The following is a 17200-nucleotide window of genomic DNA, read 5'->3' as shown; positions in this document are numbered from 1 at the left end:
CAAGCCGGCAACTTCAATCCGAAAGCCGGCCTCACCGTTGCCGATGCGACCGCGATCGCGAACCAAGCCACGCAATATCTGAAGGCTCACCAAGCGCCGCATAACGAGACGATTACGGGCGAGCAAGCCGTGCAGCTGATCAAGCAAGCCGTCGGTCCGAAGGCGAACCTGCAAATCAAGATCGATCCGAACGCCGTCGTGACCCGCGAGTCGTTCACGTACCTGCTGATCCACACGCTGCAAACGAGCGGCCAACTGCCGATGCTGAAACTCGTTCCGGCGGACATCAAGGACGGCGATAACATCGACGTCGACCACCAAGGCGCGATCCAGACGGCGCTTGCCCTCGGCTTCGTGAAATTGGATCAAGCCGGCAACTTCAATCCGAAAGCCGGCCTCTCGCTGGACGATGCGACCGCGATCGTCAATCAAGCCGTCCAATACCTGAAGGCTCACCAAGCGCCGTCCGCGCCGCATAACGAGACGATCACGGCGGTGGAAGCCGTGCAGCTGATCAAGGATGCCGCCGGCCCGAAAGCGAACCTGCAAATCAAGATCGATCCGAACGCCGGCGTGACCCGCGAATCGTTCACGTACCTGCTCGTCCACACGCTCCAAAAGGGCGGTCTGCTGCCGATGCTGAACCTCGTTCCGGCAGACATCAAGGACGGCGACAAGATCGATGCCGCGAACCAAGGCGCCATTCAAACGGCGATCGCCTTGAAGATCGTCGCATTGGACGCGAACGGCAACTTCAATCCCAAGAACGGCTTGACCCGCGAGGATGCTGCGGCCATGGTCAAACGCGTCCACGAGCTCGTGAAAGCTTAATCGAATTCGTATCCGTATAACGCATGCCCGGAGAGGACGATAATCGTCCTCTCCTTTTTTTGCTTCGCCGCCGCGACGTTCACGCTGATCCCGGCACCAACGCCAATAAGACGGCTTCGAATCCATTGGATGAATTCGAAGCCGCCTCCTTGTGCCTGGCGATGACTTGTTTCAATTGCGCTTCTGTTCGGCGTCCGTTCGGTTTCATTTCGAGTTTCTTATACGCCCATACCGATCCGAACAGGAATACGGAAGCGATAAGCGCACTGAGCGGCAGCATCGCTGCGCTATCCGAAGGAAAGACGAACGGCAGCAGCGGAAACGCACGTCCGTGGAGTTCGTCATGATATAGTAACGCCGAAGCGGCGATCATCGCGATAATCAATGCAATGACGGCAAGGTACGAGATTAGCTTGCCCCTATTAACCAGACCTATCCATATAGAAGCTCCTTTTAATCGATCGGCAGGATGCGGTCCAAGCCATCCCGGACGGATAGGGCCATCCGCCCGGGAAACGGCTCGGCTAGCGATCGGCAGCTCTTGGTCGTATAGCAGTCCGTGCATGGCTTTCCCCATAACCTGCCGATTCGCTTGAATGATGACCAAATATTTGTTCGCGCTTATGCGTATTGCCTCCCATCGCCCCCCTCAACCCAGCGGATTATATGGCGACATCTCCGTATCCTCCCACCGCATCGCAGTCGCGTTATCCAACTGGACAACGTCCCTGATCTCGAACCGAACGACCCGGTCCGCCCCGGGGAAAGCCGCGATCGTCGCTTCGTCCCAGATGATGGCGGACGCGCCGGTCAGATGAAGTGAATGTCCATGCTCATAGTCGATGAATAACAGGCCCGACAAAGGATTCGATTGAATGTTTCCCAAGGTATTGAACATCGAATTGCCGAAATAATCGGGAAAGAGCAGCGTATGCGCATCTTCGACGCGAACGAACCCCGGATTTCCTCCCCGGTGCGAAGCATCCATTTCTCCCCGGTCATTCGTGCTGCCGATATAGAAGGTGTCCGCCTGCGCGATCCAGTCCGTCTGCAGCGTGTTCAACTCCTTGGCGCGCCGCTCGGACTTCAGCAGCCTGTGGACGTCCTGCTCCGGACGGAGCGTTCGCTTCTGAATATATTTGGGACAGTTGCCGTAAATCTGATGCGCGGTCACGATGAACCGTTCCCTTTCCATCGCGGCCGTACCGTTGATCCGCAGCCTGATCCGCCGCTTCGTATCGATGATCAGCAGCCCGACCTGCTTCTGTTCGCCCGTCGCGGAAGCGAGCGGGTCGTCCGCGATCAGTTCCGCCCGAATCAACGCCCGCTGCTCGTCGAGCACTTCGACGAAACCCGGCTCCCCGGTCAGAAACGTCGTCCAGACCTTTCCTTCCCCGTCCGTGGACGACAATACCGCGAACTGCTGCGTCTGGAGGAAATTCACGATTCCTTTGGAGAAGCTGCTGCTGATCATCTTCGCGTGCTGAGCGGCGATCGCGCCTTCCCCGGAGCGGTTCTGAACCATCCGTTCGCCTTCATGATACACATCCTGCATATCGTTTCCCTCCAAATTCAGAACCAGAATGTCGGATACCTGCGGTTCTTGTCCAGATTGTTCAAGATAACGGCAACCAGCACGATCAACGCGGATCCGATCAATACCGGCGCAACCAGGAAACTCCAGCCGCTTCCGCTAAGAATCACGACCAATGGATCGGCGCCGGCCGGCGGATGCGTGGTTTTGGTCAACATCATGAGGCCGATTGCCAGACCTACGGCAATCGCCAACACCCAGTTGCTTTGACCGAACAGATGACAACAGGTCAAACCCACGAGCGTCGATATCAGATGCCCGCCGACGATATTGCGCGGCTGGGACAACGGCGCGTCCCACACGCCGAATGCCAGCACACATGTCGCGCCGAACGGAGCCATCATCCAGATGCACGGCGTCAGGTCGGAGAGCAGCGCCAACAGACCGATAACGGCAAATCCGCCGATCGCGCCGATCAGCGCATTCCTTGGAACGACCTTCAAAGGACTCCTTCCTAGCCCGCTCATCTTCAGCCAGTACCTCGTTTGCGTCTCGTCTTTGTTATCCACGCATCCACCACCATAAAATTAATAAACTAGTTACCTAGTTATATAATTTATTGTTCAGTATGTCAACCCTAATTTACTTATTATTTCTTAGCCAAGTTGGAATATGCGGCAAACAGCGTTATAATAGAACTAGTCAACCATGAAATGAGGTGTCTACGATCGAAGAGAAAAAATTTCTCCTGCAAGTCGATCCCCATTTGACGTTCAACGTGAATACGCAGATCAAAGAACAATTGAAATGGCTCATCGGCATCGGGCAGATGGAAGCCGGCGACCTGCTCCCTTCCACCAGTCAATTGGCGGACGAGCTCGAGCTCAATCGCAATACGATCAACTGGGTATACAGCCAATTGCGCGACGAAGGGCTCGTGATCATGCAGAAGGGACGCGGCACGCAAATCACCGCCGGGAACCAGACCAAGCAGCTCGCGGAAGAACGGAAACCGATGCAGCAGCTGATCGACAGCACCGTGCGCGAAGCCGAGGCCGCCGGATTCGATTTGAAATCCTTCTTTCTGGCGGGGCTTGCCTATACGTTGCTTCAGCCGCCCCATCCTGCCGGCAAGCCGCGCGTTTTGTTGCTGGAATGCAACGGCCATGATCATCCTTTCTATCGCCAGCAGATCGAACAAGCCACGCACGGCGACATTGAAACGTTCTTTCTCGATGACGCCGCCGGTAACGAAGATGCCGCGCGCGAGGCGATCCTGCGTTCCGATATCATCGTCACGACCTTGAATCATGCGGACGAGGCCAAAGCGCTCTGTTCCCGCTTCGACAAGAAGGTCGTCGTGATCGGGGCGACCGTCGATACGGCGCTGTTGCTTGAGATCGCGTCGCTGAAGCAGGGCAGCCATGTTGCTTTCGTATGCCTGGGGAAAACCGGCGGCGAATGGATGGCGAACCGCATTCGCGAAGCGGGGATCACCGCCCTCCGGGTGGAAACGTTGGGAATGGACGAGCGCGACTATCTGAGCGGCGCGGTCGATACCTTCGACAAGATCTATGCCTCTGCCGCCGTATTCCCGGAACTGAAGAAAATGCTCCCCGACAAAACGGAGCTGTTCCCCATGAAGCTGGAGATGAGCAGCGCGAGTTTATTGCAGGACATCGCCCTGCAGTCGCGATAAATGCCCGACCCGACTGGGGCGAAGTCGCCCCGGATTGGACCGGACGCGTCCGCTTCCAGGCACCTTGCGGCTCCGCAAGCGTGGCGAGACGGCGCATGACGGCTGTGCCCCCTCATGCCGCCGAACGGCAAAAAGAAAACCGCCCAATGTGATGAAGGGGCGGTTTTCTTTGTTGATCAACGTCTATCGTTCTCGTCATTTTGCCGGGCATGATATAAGACATGCTTGCTTAACGGACTCTCTGTCCCGATTTTCGGGTGATTGAAATGCTTGACGAAGCGCATGCCGATTTTACGCATGACATTCTTGGAAGGAGCGTTCGCCTCGGCCGTGAAGCTGTACACGTCGGCGAAACCCAGTTCGCCCCATCCGTAAGTCAAACAAGCTTCCGCGCCTTCGGTGGCATAGCCTTTCCCCCACGCGCTCCTGGCCAACCGCCAGCCGATTTCCACGCACGGCGTAAAATCCGCCTCGAACGTCGCCCGATGAAAGCCGATAAACCCGATAAAGGCATCGTTTTCTTTCGTTTCCGCGGCGTATAGCCCGTACCCGCACGCATCGAACTCGGCTTGAATCGCGCGAAGGAACGCCGCCGTTTCTTCGGCCGACAGCGTCTTGGGAAAGTACGCCATCACCTCTTCGTCCGCATTCAGCCGGCGGAACGGCTCCAAGTCGGAATCTTGCCAATCGCGCAATCGCAATCTCGCCGTCTCGACGTAGATCATGCCTCGCTCACCCCTGTTTCACGATGTTATCCGCGGTACGAAAAGCGAGGGCAAGAATGGTCAGCACCGGATTCACGCCGCCGTTGGTCACGTGAACGGAGCCGTCGCTCACCCAGAGATTGTCGTACCCGTGCACGCGGCCCATGGGATCGGTGACGGACGTCGTCGGGTCGTTGCCCATGCGCAGCGTCCCGGCCTGATGCTGGCCGCCGCTCAGCCCGGTGCCCGCGCGCGTGCGCCATACCTGGCGTGCTCCGGCGGTCCAAAGCCACTTCTCCGCTTGCTCCGCGAGCATCGACGACGCCCGGAGAGACTCCGGATGGACGCTGCCGGAGAGCTTCGCGACCGGGAGGCCGAAGCGGTCTTTCACCGAAGCCGAGAGCCGCACCCTGGACTCGGCGGTCGGGATTTCCTGGATCGGGCCTTGGATCTGGCTCGTCCGCAAGAAGCTGTCGCGCATCGTTTCCTTGCCCGCGCTTCCCCAGCGGGCCGCATCCGGCGCAAGCGCGCGGTACCAATGGACGAGCGGCAGCCGGGTGAAATCGTTCGCCAGCAAGCCGCCCCCGATCACTCCGGCTTCGCCGCTGTGGTCGAAGCGGAAAGTGGCGATGCTCACGCCCGGCCCGAGTCCGTCCTGAACCGGTTCGTCGAACACGCCGTAGGCGCCGGCATAGAGATGGCCTTGCAGATTCCTGCCGACTTGTCCGAACCGGTTGCCGATCCCGTCCGGTTCCGCGTCGCTGGCCGAGTTGAGCAGCAGGCGCGCGCTTTCGATGGCGCCGGCCGCGACGACCACCTGTCCCGCCCGGACCTGCCGGCGAAGGATCCCGCCTTCGGTTTCCCGCGCGAGGCGAACGCCGGCGGCATGCGTGCCCCCTTCCGTATCGATGCGTTCCACGATGGTATCGCAGATCAAGTCGCAATTGCCGGTAGCGAGGGCACTCGCCAGCATGGTATTCTGGCCGCCGTTCTTGCTGTCGGTCGGACAGGCGAACCCGACGCACTGGCCGCATCGCCCGCAGGCCGGCCTTCCGTCGCGTTCGACGGAATTGATGAGCAGCGGCACCGGTCCGGCCGTCCAGCCCAGCTTCGCCGCCGCCTTGCCGAGCACTTCCGTTTCCCTCGTTCCGGACAATGCCGGCATCGGGTACGGACGCTCCCGCTTGCCGCGACCGGGATGGGCCTCCCCGTCGCCCGAGACGCCGACTTCCCACTCGGCGCGCTCGTAATAGGGAGCAAGATCCGCATAACCGATCGGCCAGTCGCTCAAGGAGCTGCCGTCCGGGATGCCGTAACGCGTCGCCATGCGAAAGTCCTCCGGATGAAACCGCCATGCCTGCGCGCCGTACACCCTCGTCCCGCCGCCCGCCGTCATCGCGTTATTATGGTAATCGCCTTCGTGCGGCGCGGTCATCCGCTCTTCCCCGTCCGGCATGAGCATCGTCCGCGGATGGCCCTCCAGGGAAGGACCGGTGTTATGCCCGTATTTGCTCAAGCGATGGTTCCGCAGGTGATCGCGGCCGACCTCGCCGTAGCGCAGCCAGCTTCCGCGTTCGACGACCAGCACCTGCAGGCCCGATTCGGCGAGCACGGCCGCGGCGGTCGAGCCTCCGGCCCCCGCTCCGATCACGACGGCGTCGTACCGGTCCCGCAGCTCCTCGAACGACCGCTGCGGCAGGTCGGTTTCCGGGACCGGATGCGGGATTCCGGGGAGCGGTCCCGGACGGAATCCGATCATGTCCCATGATCGGCCGCCAAGATTCCCGCCTGCTTCGGGCGTTCCGTAATAACCCTCCGCGACGAGGCTCAATAACGCGTCAAAAAAAGGCCTCGCCGGAGCCGGCCAGTCGCGAACGCGCCCATGCCGGACGTCATCCAGCAGGACGTCCTGCTCTCCGGCCGGCAATTCCGCGAAGGGCCGGCCATGGCGAGCAGCCGCTTCCGCATTCAACGCGCGCAAGCCCGGCTCGATAACGGTCGCCCAATGCGCGGGATCCTCGCCGGCTTGGCGCTCCAAGTAGGTCAACGCGCCCGCATCGGTCGCCGACGGCCACGCGTCCCCCGGAATCATGCGGTCCGCAACCGCTTTCAAAATCAGCTCAACCTCGGCGGATAACGACTTTCGGCCGCCTGTCGTCATCGTCCGACACCGCCCGGTGCCTCGTGAACGCTCATCTTCATGAACTTCTCTCCTATACGGGTCCACAGCTGTCCCTCTCGATTTGACCATCCTATGCTTAACGCTTCCATAATAGCATGCGGATCATCCGTTTACGATGGGAAAATAGTAATCCGTCCCGGGCAGGCTCGGACTCGCTCAGCCCTTCACCGCGCCCGCCGTCATGCCCGCCACGATCTTCTTGTTGAAGAAGACGAACAGGATCAGCATCGGGATCGAGATGAGGACGATGTCGGCGAACAGCAGGTTCCAAGAGGTCGTGAACCGGCTCATGAAGTTGTACAGCGTCAGCTGCACCGTCGCGTTGGCCGCGCCGGGGAAGAAATAGAGCGGATTGACGAAGTCGTTGAACACGTTGATGGAGGTCAGGACGATGATCGTCGACGTCACCGGCTTGAGCAGCGGAAAGATAATGCTAGCGAACAAGCGGCCGCCGCCGCAGCCGTCGATCATCGCGCTCTCGTCGATTTCCCTCGGGAGCGAGGCAACGAACGCTTTGTACAGGATCGCGGCGAACGGGAAATGCAGCGACACCTCGACCAAGGTGATGCCGGCAAGCGTCTTGAACAGATGGATGCCGTCCAGCACCCAGATCGTCGGGACGATCGCCGGCGGAATCATCAGTCCGGCCAGCACCAGGAAATTGATGAGCGACGAAGCCCTCCCTCCTTCCCTGCGCTGCAGGACGAAGCCCGCCATCGCGGCGACGAGAACGAGGATGCCGATCGAGAGCACCGTCAGCAGCGCGCTGTTCAGGAAGGCGCGCACGAGCATATGCTCGGACGCGGTCAGCACCGCTTTGTAATTCGCGATGAAATGAAAGCTCGTCGGCCATGCCATGGACAGATCCGCCGATTGCGTCTGGTCCTTGAGCGAATTGATGATGACGAAGTAGAACGGGACCCAGAAGATCAAGGTGCTGAGGAACAAGGCAACCGCCCCGAGCGCGAGGCGCCGGCCGACCTTGCCCCCCGTCCGGCTCGCCGCGGCTTCCGCGCCGCGTCCCAAGCGCCTGCTTATCGGACTGCTCATTCCCTTGCTCATAGGTCCACCTCGCTTTTCGTCAGCAACTTATACAGCGGGAACGCCAGCACCGACACGCAGACGAAGAGGATCACGTTGCCGGCGGTCGCCAGACCGTAGAAGCCGGCCTGGTACTGCTTGTATATGATCGAGGCGATCAGGTCGGTGGTAAAGCCCGGTCCCCCCTTGGTCATGGCCCAAATCAGGTCGAACGAACGGAGACCGCCGATGAACGCCAGAATGATGACCGAGTTCATGGCAGGCCGGCTGAGCGGCACCGTTATGTGGCGAAAGGCGGACCAGTTGCTGCCGCCGTCGATCTTGAGCGCTTCGTAATATTCCTGCGGAATGGCCGTAATGCCGGCGATGAAGATGACCGTGGCGATCCCCACGCCCTTCCAGACGTCGACGAACGCGACGGACAGCAGGGCAAGCTTCGTATTGCCGAGCCAATCCGGCCCGCTCATACCGATCAAAGCCAGCGCCGCGTTGAACACGCCATGCGAGGGATGCATCATGGTGGAGAAGGCGATGCCGACCGCGATCGTGCTGAGGAGCGTGGGAAAGAAGACGACCGACCGCAAATAATTTCTGAACATGACGCGCGAGGTCAGGAATGCGCCGAGCAGCAGGCCGAAAACGACCTTCAGGCCGCAGGTCACGACGGCGTAGATCACCGTATTCTTGAAGCCGATGCTGAGCGACGTTTCCGAGAAGAAGGTCGCGTAGTTCTGGAAGCCGATAAAATCCCATTTGGTCAAGGTCCATCTCGTCATGCTGAAGAAGAAAGACAAGACGGTCGGCAGCAGGTAGAAGACGAAATAAATGATGCCCGCCGGCAGAAGGAACAGATAGGAATACGTCCGCATGGACACTTTGGTCATAGGTTCTCTCCTCTTTCGTAGGGAAAGAGGCCCTGCATGGACGCTGCAGGGCCCGATCCCGGAATCAAGCCGTCGCCCGCGCGGCTTCGAACGCTTACCAGCCGGGGAGGTCCAGCTGCTGCGCTTGCTTCTCGATGTCCTTGTCGTAATCCTTCGCGCCCTTCAAGGCGTCGCTGATCCCGCTGCCTACCGCAACCGTGATATTCTCCAGGTTCGGCCCTTTGACGGGCGAGACGAATTCGAGCGCCGGCGCCGTCTTCCCCGCGTCGAAGTACGGCTGCATGTCCTTGACGCCTTCGTACGAATCCGCGGGAAGATCGATGCCTTTGATGACGTAGGGACCCGCTGCCTTCACCTTGGACGAGAACGCCGTCTGCCCTTCCTTGGAGACGAAGTAGGCGACCCATTGCTTCGCGGCTTCGATCTTCTTGCTGTTCTTGTTGATATACATGCCGCTCGGCATCCAGACCGTCAGGCCGTTCACCTCCGCCTTGTCGCTCGGAATCGGGAACACGCCGATGTCGCCGATCTTGTCCGGGCTGTTCTGCATGATCGTGTCGAGGCCGCCCGTCAGCATCGGATAGTGGACGCCGGTCCCGTCGGCGAGCATCTTGAGCGCCACGTCGTAGGTCGTCGCGAGGAAATCCTTGTTCATATAGCCCGCCTTGAATACTTCGGCCGTCTTCTCGAAGCCGCGCAGCGCCTCCGGCGTCGTCGCATACTTCGCCTTGTTCGCCGTATAGTCCGCCGCGAAGCTCGGCACCTGCGTCGCGACGTTGTAATAGTCGCCGAGCACGAACAGCTGCGAGGTCCACGTTTCCTTATAGGACGCGATGACCGCGGTCTTACCGGCTGCTTTGATCTTCGCGTTGTTGTCCATGAACTCGGCCCACGTCGTCGGCACCTTCAGGCCGAGCTCCGAGTAAACCTTCTTGTTGTACAGGATGGCACCGGCCGAGGAAGAGCCGACCGGCGCGCCGAACACCTTGCCGTCGATCGTGACGACGGTCTTGAACGCGTCCATCACGTCCGTCATGAACGGTTCGTTCGCCATGTCCAGGAAATTGTCGGCCGGATTAAGCGCCTGCAGCAGCGAACCCGTGTTGTATACGAGCAGGTCGTCCATGTCGCCGGTCGCGAGGCGCGTCTTGACGAGGTTGTCGCCTTCCGTGCCGTCCGGCTTGATGTCGAATTCGATGGCGATGTTCAGTTTCTTCTCCGCCTCGGCGGCGACGTTCTTGAGCGCTTCCAGCGTCGTGCCCGTATTGCCGACCATCAGCGTCAGCGTCTGCTTCTCTGCCGGCTTGTTCGCGCCGTCCGAACCCGCCGCATCGTTCGTGCCGCCCGATCCCGCGTCGTCCGTCGTCGCCGGCTCGTTCGCGCCGGCGTTATTGCTGCCGCCGCTCCCGCCGCAGCCCGTAAGCAGGACGATGACCAGCAGCAGGCTCGTGAGCGCGGCTAGCGTATGCCGTTTCGTTCTTCTCATTCCTGAACAACCTCCTTAGTCGGTCCGTTCCTCGAAATCCATGCAAGCGCGCGATGCGCCGCGGTCGCCGGCTTGGTTCGCGCCGGCATAATGCGCCGTGCCGCCAACGGATGGCTGCAGCCGCTGCGCCTTAACCCCTCGATTTCGCGATCGAATCGGATGTATGCGCTTGCAATATGTGTCTCCTGCCAAGGGCCCGGGTTCCCTATACCATCATTGTAGAGGGAACCTTCTTGACCGAACACCTGCGCTTTTGTCAGAAAGAAGGGGGCGAATTTTCCTTTTTTCGCTTCGCGTACGCGTGGGGCCGCTCGCCGACGAACTTTTTGAACAGTTCGCTGAAATGCTTCGCGTCCTCGTACCCGACCAAGCCGCATACGTCGGACAGACGCGCGTCGCCTTCGTCGAGCAGTTCCTTCGCCTTCGCGATGCGGTGGCGGATCACGTATTCGGAGAACGTGAGGCCGGTCTGGGACTTGAACAATCGGGACAGATAGCCCAGGCTGACGTGGTTGTCGGACGCGAACTGCCGCAGCGACAGCTCATGCGGATAATTCGCATGAATCCAACTCATCAGCACGGGGACGAGCCCCTTCGGATTCTGGTCGGTCGGCTCGCGCTCGCCGACAAGTGAGAACGCCCGATCGGCCAGCCAGCCGGTCAGCTGCTCGTAGGTCGCGAATTCGTTCAGTATGCTGATGTCCTCCTGCAGCTTGCCCAGGTTGATCTCGCCGCGCGCCGATGCCTCGAGGTTGTATTTCAGCGAATAGAACAGATCGTTCACGAACAGCGTCAGCTGCTTCATGGTCACGGCTTTCATGCGGAGCTCGTCGCCGATCTTCCGGATCGTCTCCCTGCCCTTGCGCACGTCCCCCTGCTTGAGATGCGTTTGCAGGACGCGCACCTTCTCCCATACGGCGGCGAGGTCGGTCTGCCGGATCTTCTCGCTCCGGGCCGCCGGCTCGATCCACGTAGGTTGTCCGAACAGTACCTGCGCCTCGAAGCGTCTAAGCAGCCCTTCGTAGCTGTGATTCAGACTTTCCCGTTCCGCTTTGAAAGCGTATGCGACATGCGCCTGCATCCCTTCGCGCAATAGACTCGCGTGCATCGCCGACAGGCCGGACCGGAAAGCCTCTGCCAGACCGTCGTCGGGTGCGGGCGCCAGGAAAACTTTGCGCTTCGCGTCGATCGTCAGGCAGTGAAGCGCTTGTCCCTGCAGGCCGGGATGACGGAAATGCGACTTCAACGCGGCCGCGCGGCGTCCCGCGCATGCGTCATCGCCGGAGCCGGCCGAACCGGGCTTGTTGTCGATCTGGAGCAGCGCCAGCCCGCAGCGTCGATGCGCCAGCGGCGCGGCCGTCCCTGCTTCCGGCGATTCCGCGGCGATCAGCTGCTGCATGAGCGACCAATTGGTACGGTCGTCCTTGCTCCTGCCGTCGTCCGCGATGCCTTGCATCGCCTTGTCGATCGCCTTGTAAAGCACGTCCTTCTTGACCGGCTTCAGCAGGTAGTCGATCACGCCGAGCTTCATGCCGCGCTGCGCGTACGCGAACTGATCGTGCACGCTCAGCACGATGCCTTTCACGTCGGGATGCCGGGCGATCAGCTCCTCGATCAGCTCCAGTCCGTCCATGCCCGGCATGTTGATATCGGTCAGCACCAGCTGCGGAGGGTCCGTCGCCGCGGCCTGCAGCGCGTCCTCTCCGCTGCCGAACGCAAGCACGCGATGCGCGGGCTGATAACGCTTGAACAATTCGACCAGCTCCGCGAGCGCCCACCGCTCATCCTCGACGAGGTAGATATTCATCGTTCTTCGCTCCTTCCTCAAGATCATGCCGCCGGTACGGGAAGACCAGCCGCACCGTCAGGCCCCCTCCCGGATTGCCGGCAAGCTCGATGCCGCAATCTTCCCCGTACAGGAGCTGAATCCGCTGTCCGATATTCCGGAGTCCGATCCCGTGCGCCTCCTCCCGGCGATCGTCCGGCCGGCCGGGATGCCGAAGCGCGTACCGCAGCTCGTGCAGCCGGTTCCCGTCCATGCCGGCTCCGTTGTCGGATACCTCCACGATCAGCGACGGCCCCCGCCGGCTCGCGCGAATCGCGATGCATCCGCCCGCCCTTACTTTGCCGAGCCCGTGGATGACGGCATTCTCGACGAGCGGCTGGATCGTCAGCTTCAGCACGGACGCGTCCAGCAGCTCGTCCGGGACGGCCATGAACAGCTCGAACCGGTTGCTGAAGCGGTGCTGTTGGATGTTCATATAGTTCCGGATATGGTCCAGCTCGTCCCGCAGCGGCACGGGATGCTGCAGGTTCTTCATGCTGTACTGGAACAACTCGGCCAGCGACTCCGACATCTCCGCGACCTCCTCGATGCCCCGGATGCGGCTGATGGATTTCATGATGTTCAGCGTATTATAGAGAAAATGCGGATTGATCTGCGCCTGCAGCGCCGACAATTGGGCGCTCTTCTCCGCAAGCTTCGATTCGTACACCTCGGAGATAAGCCGGGTGATGCTGTCCAGCATGTTGTTGCAGATCCGGCTCAGGCGGCCGATTTCGTCCCGCCCCTCGACGGTCATGCGCTGGCTCAGGTCTCCGAGCTCGACGCGCGCCATCTTTGTCATCATGGAACGGAGCGGCAGCGTGATCTGATGCGACAGCAGATACGAGACGGCGGCGATGAGCAGCATCGCCAGCATGCCGACGAGCAGCAGGATGTACTGCGCCTTCTTTTGCTTCGAGAGCAGGAATTCGTTCGGAATGAGGATGACCGTATTCCACTTCGTGTACGTCGACTTCTCCAGCGTGTACAGATAGTGACGGCCCTGCCAGACCAGGTCGCCGGAACGCCCCGGCTGACGGAACGCGGACATCGCCAGACCCGCGTCCATGCGCCCCGTCAGCTCGCTTCGGCCATCGTAGACGATGCTGCCGTCGTCCGTCGCGATAAACACCCGCATGTTTCGCTCCACTTCGTTGGAGTCGGAATTGACGAACATGTTCTTGAAGATATTGACGTTGATGTTGATCTTCATATAAGCGGTTATTTCGCGGAAAGGAATCCGGTTGATATTGCGGACGAAGGAAATCACCTGGGCTTTGCGGCCGCCGCCCGTCTCTTCCTCGGCAACGGGCAGGAGCAGGAATTTGTTCCGCACGACGGCGTCACGGTCCGCGTACCACGATTCGTCCTGCAGGTTGAAGCTGGTTTTGGGTCCGTTCGCCTTGGAGACGTAATACGCGAAATCGTCCAACGAGAAGATATAGATGCTCTGAAGCTGAGGACGCGGCTGAAGATGCGTGAACAGGCGGTTGTTGACCTGGAGCTCGATCTGATTTTGCTCCACGTCGTCGGTCGACTTGTAATGGTCGATGAGGCTTTGCTGAATGACGGGGTCGCCGATAATGGACACGGACAGCTTCTCGATGTCCTGGACGTACAGCTCGAAGGTGCGGCTGTATTGACGGGTGATCGTATCCGACAGCGCGACCGTCTGCGTTCTGAAATCGCTTACATTTCGATGGTAAAAAATAAGGCACGTCAGCGCGACGATAAACAGCGACGCCGCGGAGAACGCGAGGAATAGCTTCGTTTTCAGCAAATAATCCTTCCAACGCGGCAGCTTGTCCATTTTCGGTTACCCTCCATCGATTCCGTTAGCGCGGCCATCCGGAGGTGCGAACTGCGGGCTGCGGCCATCCGGGGCTGCGGACTGTGGGCCGCTGACTGCGGGCTGCGGCCATCCGGGGCTGCGTGCTGGGAGCCGCGGATGGCCATCCGGGGCTACCGACTACGCGCTGCGGCCGTCCAGTCTGCGTGCTTCGCGCCTTGGCTATGTGGTATATTCGCGACGCGATCGAACTATCCTCCCTGTTCGGCTTAAGGGGCAGCGCGACTTCGCGCCCAGGTTCAGCCTCGCCGCGCGCCATGGAGCCGAAGCTTGCCGCGCTATCCCCTTTCCAGTAATTTCTGGACATAAGAAGTGATAATTGTTATCATTCAATTAATAATGATTCTCAATATCAAAGGGGATTCGATTCATGCGTTCATTCAACCGTACCGCCCGTTTTACCATCCTTGCCGTCTCGCTGCTCGCCGTGACGACCGCCGTCAGCGCCTGCGGCGGCAATTCGAACACCGATGCTCCTCCGTCCTCCGCGGCGAATGCGGGAAATACGCCGCCATCCGCGAATGACGCCGATAAACCGGCAAACGACGCTTCGAACGGCTCCGGCGGCGCCAATGCCCGCCAAACGGACGCTGCCGCCACCCGCACCGTCAACACCACCAAAGGCGAGATCGAGATTCCGGCCGACCCGCAGCGGATCGTCGCCGGCTACTATTCCGGCACGCTGCTGGCGCTAGGCATTCAACCGGTCGGCGGCAGCAAGGAATGGTGGATGGGCAGCCCTTTCCTAACGAAGCAGGAAGCGTCGATCGCCGACATCGGTTCGCCGGCTTCCGCCGAGAAGGTATTGGCGCTGAAGCCCGACCTCATCGTCATCAACGATACGCTCTCCGAAGAATACGACGATCTCGCCAAGATCGCGCCGACGATGTTCATCGCCTACGAATCCATCAAGAACATCCACGACGAAGTCAAGCAATTCGGGGCGCTTATGAACCGTACCAAGGAGGCGGAAGCCTGGGAAGCGGAGTACGACAGCAAGGCCGAGCAGGCCCGGGAGAAGCTGAAGGGCAAGGTGAAGCCGGGCATGACGGCCGTGCTGCTCGAAGCCGACGGCAAGACGCTCGCGGTCATGGGCGACAACTACGGACGCGGCGGCGAAGTCATCTACAACGCCCTCCGATTCAAAGCGCCGGATTGGGTGCAGAAGAACGTCATCGACAACGGCGTGCAGTATCAAGAAATTTCCATGGAGAAGCTGGGCGAGATCGCGAATGCGGACTATATCTTTCTCTCCACGTACGAAGGAACGACGGAAGCGCAGCTGAAGGCGGTGACCGACAGCAGCATATGGAAAAGCCTGCCTGCCGTCAAGCAGGGCCACCTGATTCCGCTCGATTACAAAACCTACTTCTATTTCGATCCGGTCTCCGTTCTCGGCCAAATCGATGCCCTCACCCAAACGCTGCTCGAGTCGAAATAAGCCTCCGCTCGGCAGACGCGCCAAACCGTAAAAAGCATCGGTCATTTATCGCGCAGCCGATAAATGCCGATGCTTTTTCGTTGTTGGCTTGAGGTACGGGCAGCTTGCAGCCGGCCGTCCTTCGGCGACCTGCCTGTTCTCCTCCGGCATTCGATCATGGCAGCAGCCCCGCGGTTTTCAGCCACTCCTCCGCCACGTCGCGCGCCTGTCGGCCTTCCAGATCCACCTTGGCATTGAGTTCGGACATCGCCTTCTCGTTCAGCTTGCCCGCGAGCAGATCAAGCGTCTCTTCCAGCTCGGGATGCGCCTGCAAGGTATCCATGCGAATGATCGGAACGGCGTAATACGGAGGGAAATACCGTTTATCGTCCGCCAGCACCTTCAGATGGAAGGCCGGGATGCGGCCGTCCGTGGAGAAGGCGTCGTTGACGTCGACTTTGCCGTCTCTTACGGCGGCGTACGTGATCCCCGGGTCCAGCCCCTTCGTCTCCTTGAACTTGATGCCGTACGCGGCTTGCAGTCCTGGATACCCGTCGGGCCGCTCGAGAAATTCATGCGTCGCGCCGAGCACCAATCCGGACGCCCGCGACGACAGCTCGGAGAAGGTCGAGACGCCGAGCTTCTGCGCCTGGTCGCTCCGCATGGCCAGCGTGTAGGTATTGTTGAAGCCGAGCGGCTTCAGCCACGTGACCTTGAACTGCTGCTCGTAGGCTTGCTTCACCTTATCGTAGGTCTGCTCCGGATCCCCGCCGATCGGCTTTTCCTTCAGCACCGCCGTCCATCCGGTTCCGGTGTACTCCGGGTACAGGTCGATATCCCCGCCGATCAATGCGCTGTGGGTGACCTCCGAACCGCCGAGGTACGTTTTGCGAACGACCTGCAAGTCGGTCTTCGCCTCGATCAAGGACGACATGATATGGACCAGAATATCCTGCTCCGTGAAGTTTTTGCCGCCCACGACGACGGAATCGGCGCCGCCGCCCTGCCCGAACCTGGACACCAAGCCGGCTGCCACGGCCAGGACCAGCAGCGCGCCGAGCCCGATCTCCAAGCCTCTGACGAACTTCGGCTTCCGCGATCTCGGCCGTACCCCGCGCGGGGTCAGCGCCTTCTCCATCCGCCCCAGCATGTAATCGAACAGCAGCGCCATGAGCGCGGCCGGAATCGTGCCGGCCAGGATCAGCTCCGTGTTGACGGTGGATATGCCCCGAAAAATCAAGTCGCCGAGCCCGCCCGCGCCGATCAGCGAAGCGAGCGTGGCGACGCCGATGATCATGACCGTCGCCGTGCGGATACCCGCCATGATGACGTTCAGCGCCAGCGGCAGCTCCACCTTCCACATCACCTGGAAGCTCGTCATGCCCATGCCGATGCCGGCTTCCTTGATCGGCTTCTCGACGTTCATGATCCCCGTATACGTGTTCCGGAGAATCGGCAGCAGGGCATACACCGTCAAGGCCACGATGGCCGGGGTGAAGCCGATCCCGAGCAGCGGAATCATGAAACCGAGCAACGCCAGGCTCGGAATCGTCTGGAACAGAGAGGCGATGCCGATGACCGGCGCAGCCAATCTCGGCATCCGAGTCAGCAGCAGGCCGACGGGGATCGAGATGACGATCGCGATGAGGAGCGCGATGAGCGAGATTTGGATATGTTCCAACGTAGCGCGAAGGATATCGTCCTTCCGATTGACCAATACGTCCCAAAGATTCATGGCTGCCTCC

At 60.4% G+C, this 17200-nt stretch carries 14 protein-coding genes; 3 read left to right on the top strand and 11 right to left on the bottom strand.

Going from position 1 to position 17200, the window contains the following annotated elements; genetic code table 11:
- Positions 1–831, top strand: an 831-nt coding sequence (locus tag GT019_RS12565) for an S-layer homology domain-containing protein (protein ID WP_161743522.1), incomplete at its 5' end; no start/stop codon positions are given.
- A gap of 79 nt (positions 832–910) precedes the next feature.
- Here the strand turns inward: GT019_RS12565 and GT019_RS12560 are convergent.
- The 3 genes from GT019_RS12560 to GT019_RS12550 all read right to left on the bottom strand — a co-directional run bounded on the left by GT019_RS12560 (position 911) and on the right by GT019_RS12550 (position 2892).
- On the bottom strand, positions 911–1408 hold the full coding sequence (locus tag GT019_RS12560) for a hypothetical protein (RefSeq protein ID WP_161743521.1): 498 nt from the start codon (positions 1406–1408) through the stop codon (positions 911–913).
- Positions 1409–1480: 72 nt separating this feature from the next.
- Complete coding sequence (locus GT019_RS12555) at positions 1481–2386, bottom strand: pyridoxamine 5'-phosphate oxidase family protein (RefSeq protein WP_161743520.1); 906 nt, start codon at positions 2384–2386, stop codon at positions 1481–1483.
- A gap of 17 nt (positions 2387–2403) precedes the next feature.
- On the bottom strand, positions 2404–2892 hold the full coding sequence (locus tag GT019_RS12550) for an HPP family protein (RefSeq protein ID WP_161743525.1): 489 nt from the start codon (positions 2890–2892) through the stop codon (positions 2404–2406).
- A 191-nt stretch (positions 2893–3083) separates the two neighbouring features.
- Between GT019_RS12550 and GT019_RS12545 the strand changes: the two genes are divergently transcribed.
- Positions 3084–4064, top strand: coding sequence for a GntR family transcriptional regulator (locus tag GT019_RS12545; protein WP_161743519.1), 981 nt, complete (start codon positions 3084–3086; stop codon positions 4062–4064).
- Between the two features lie 176 nt (positions 4065–4240).
- On the opposite strand, the gene GT019_RS12540 is transcribed toward GT019_RS12545, so the two are convergent.
- The 7 genes from GT019_RS12540 to GT019_RS12510 all read right to left on the bottom strand — a co-directional run bounded on the left by GT019_RS12540 (position 4241) and on the right by GT019_RS12510 (position 13996).
- Entirely contained in the window at positions 4241–4789 is a 549-nt protein-coding gene (locus GT019_RS12540) for a GNAT family N-acetyltransferase (RefSeq protein ID WP_161743518.1), read from the bottom strand.
- Positions 4790–4796: 7 nt separating this feature from the next.
- Positions 4797–6929 (bottom strand): GMC family oxidoreductase, encoded by a 2133-nt coding sequence (locus tag GT019_RS12535; protein WP_161743517.1) that lies wholly within the window; start codon positions 6927–6929, stop codon positions 4797–4799.
- A gap of 177 nt (positions 6930–7106) precedes the next feature.
- Entirely contained in the window at positions 7107–8012 is a 906-nt protein-coding gene (locus GT019_RS12530) for a carbohydrate ABC transporter permease (protein ID WP_235947837.1), read from the bottom strand.
- Positions 8009–8875, bottom strand: a complete 867-nt coding sequence (locus tag GT019_RS12525) for a carbohydrate ABC transporter permease (RefSeq protein WP_161743516.1) — start codon at positions 8873–8875, stop codon at positions 8009–8011. The genes GT019_RS12530 and GT019_RS12525 overlap by 4 nt, the downstream gene beginning before the upstream one ends.
- Positions 8876–8969: 94 nt before the next feature.
- The gene (locus GT019_RS12520) at positions 8970–10361 is read right to left on the bottom strand and encodes an ABC transporter substrate-binding protein (RefSeq protein ID WP_161743515.1); all 1392 of its coding nucleotides are present in this window, start codon (positions 10359–10361) and stop codon (positions 8970–8972) included.
- Positions 10362–10617: 256 nt separating this feature from the next.
- On the bottom strand, positions 10618–12168 hold the full coding sequence (locus tag GT019_RS12515; protein WP_161743514.1) for a response regulator: 1551 nt from the start codon (positions 12166–12168) through the stop codon (positions 10618–10620).
- Positions 12143–13996, bottom strand: coding sequence for a sensor histidine kinase (locus GT019_RS12510; protein ID WP_161743513.1), 1854 nt, complete (start codon positions 13994–13996; stop codon positions 12143–12145). Before GT019_RS12510 ends, GT019_RS12515 begins: the two co-directional genes overlap by 26 nt.
- Before the next feature lie 409 nt (positions 13997–14405).
- On the opposite strand from GT019_RS12510, the gene GT019_RS12505 reads away from it, so the two are divergent.
- Positions 14406–15476, top strand: coding sequence for an ABC transporter substrate-binding protein (locus tag GT019_RS12505; protein WP_161743512.1), 1071 nt, complete (start codon positions 14406–14408; stop codon positions 15474–15476).
- A gap of 154 nt (positions 15477–15630) precedes the next feature.
- Here GT019_RS12505 and GT019_RS32470 read toward each other — a convergent pair whose 3' ends face one another.
- Positions 15631–17190, bottom strand: a complete 1560-nt coding sequence (locus tag GT019_RS32470) for a glycine betaine ABC transporter substrate-binding protein (protein WP_161743511.1) — start codon at positions 17188–17190, stop codon at positions 15631–15633.
- Positions 17191–17200: the final 10 nt, after the last annotated feature.

Origin of the sequence: Paenibacillus glycinis (genome assembly GCF_009909185.1) — a bacterium.
In the GTDB taxonomy this organism is placed as follows: Bacteria; Bacillota; Bacilli; order Paenibacillales; family Paenibacillaceae; genus Paenibacillus_Z; species Paenibacillus_Z glycinis.
Note: the sequence above shows the minus strand (reverse complement) of the source record. Positions and strands in the feature narration are given on the sequence as shown.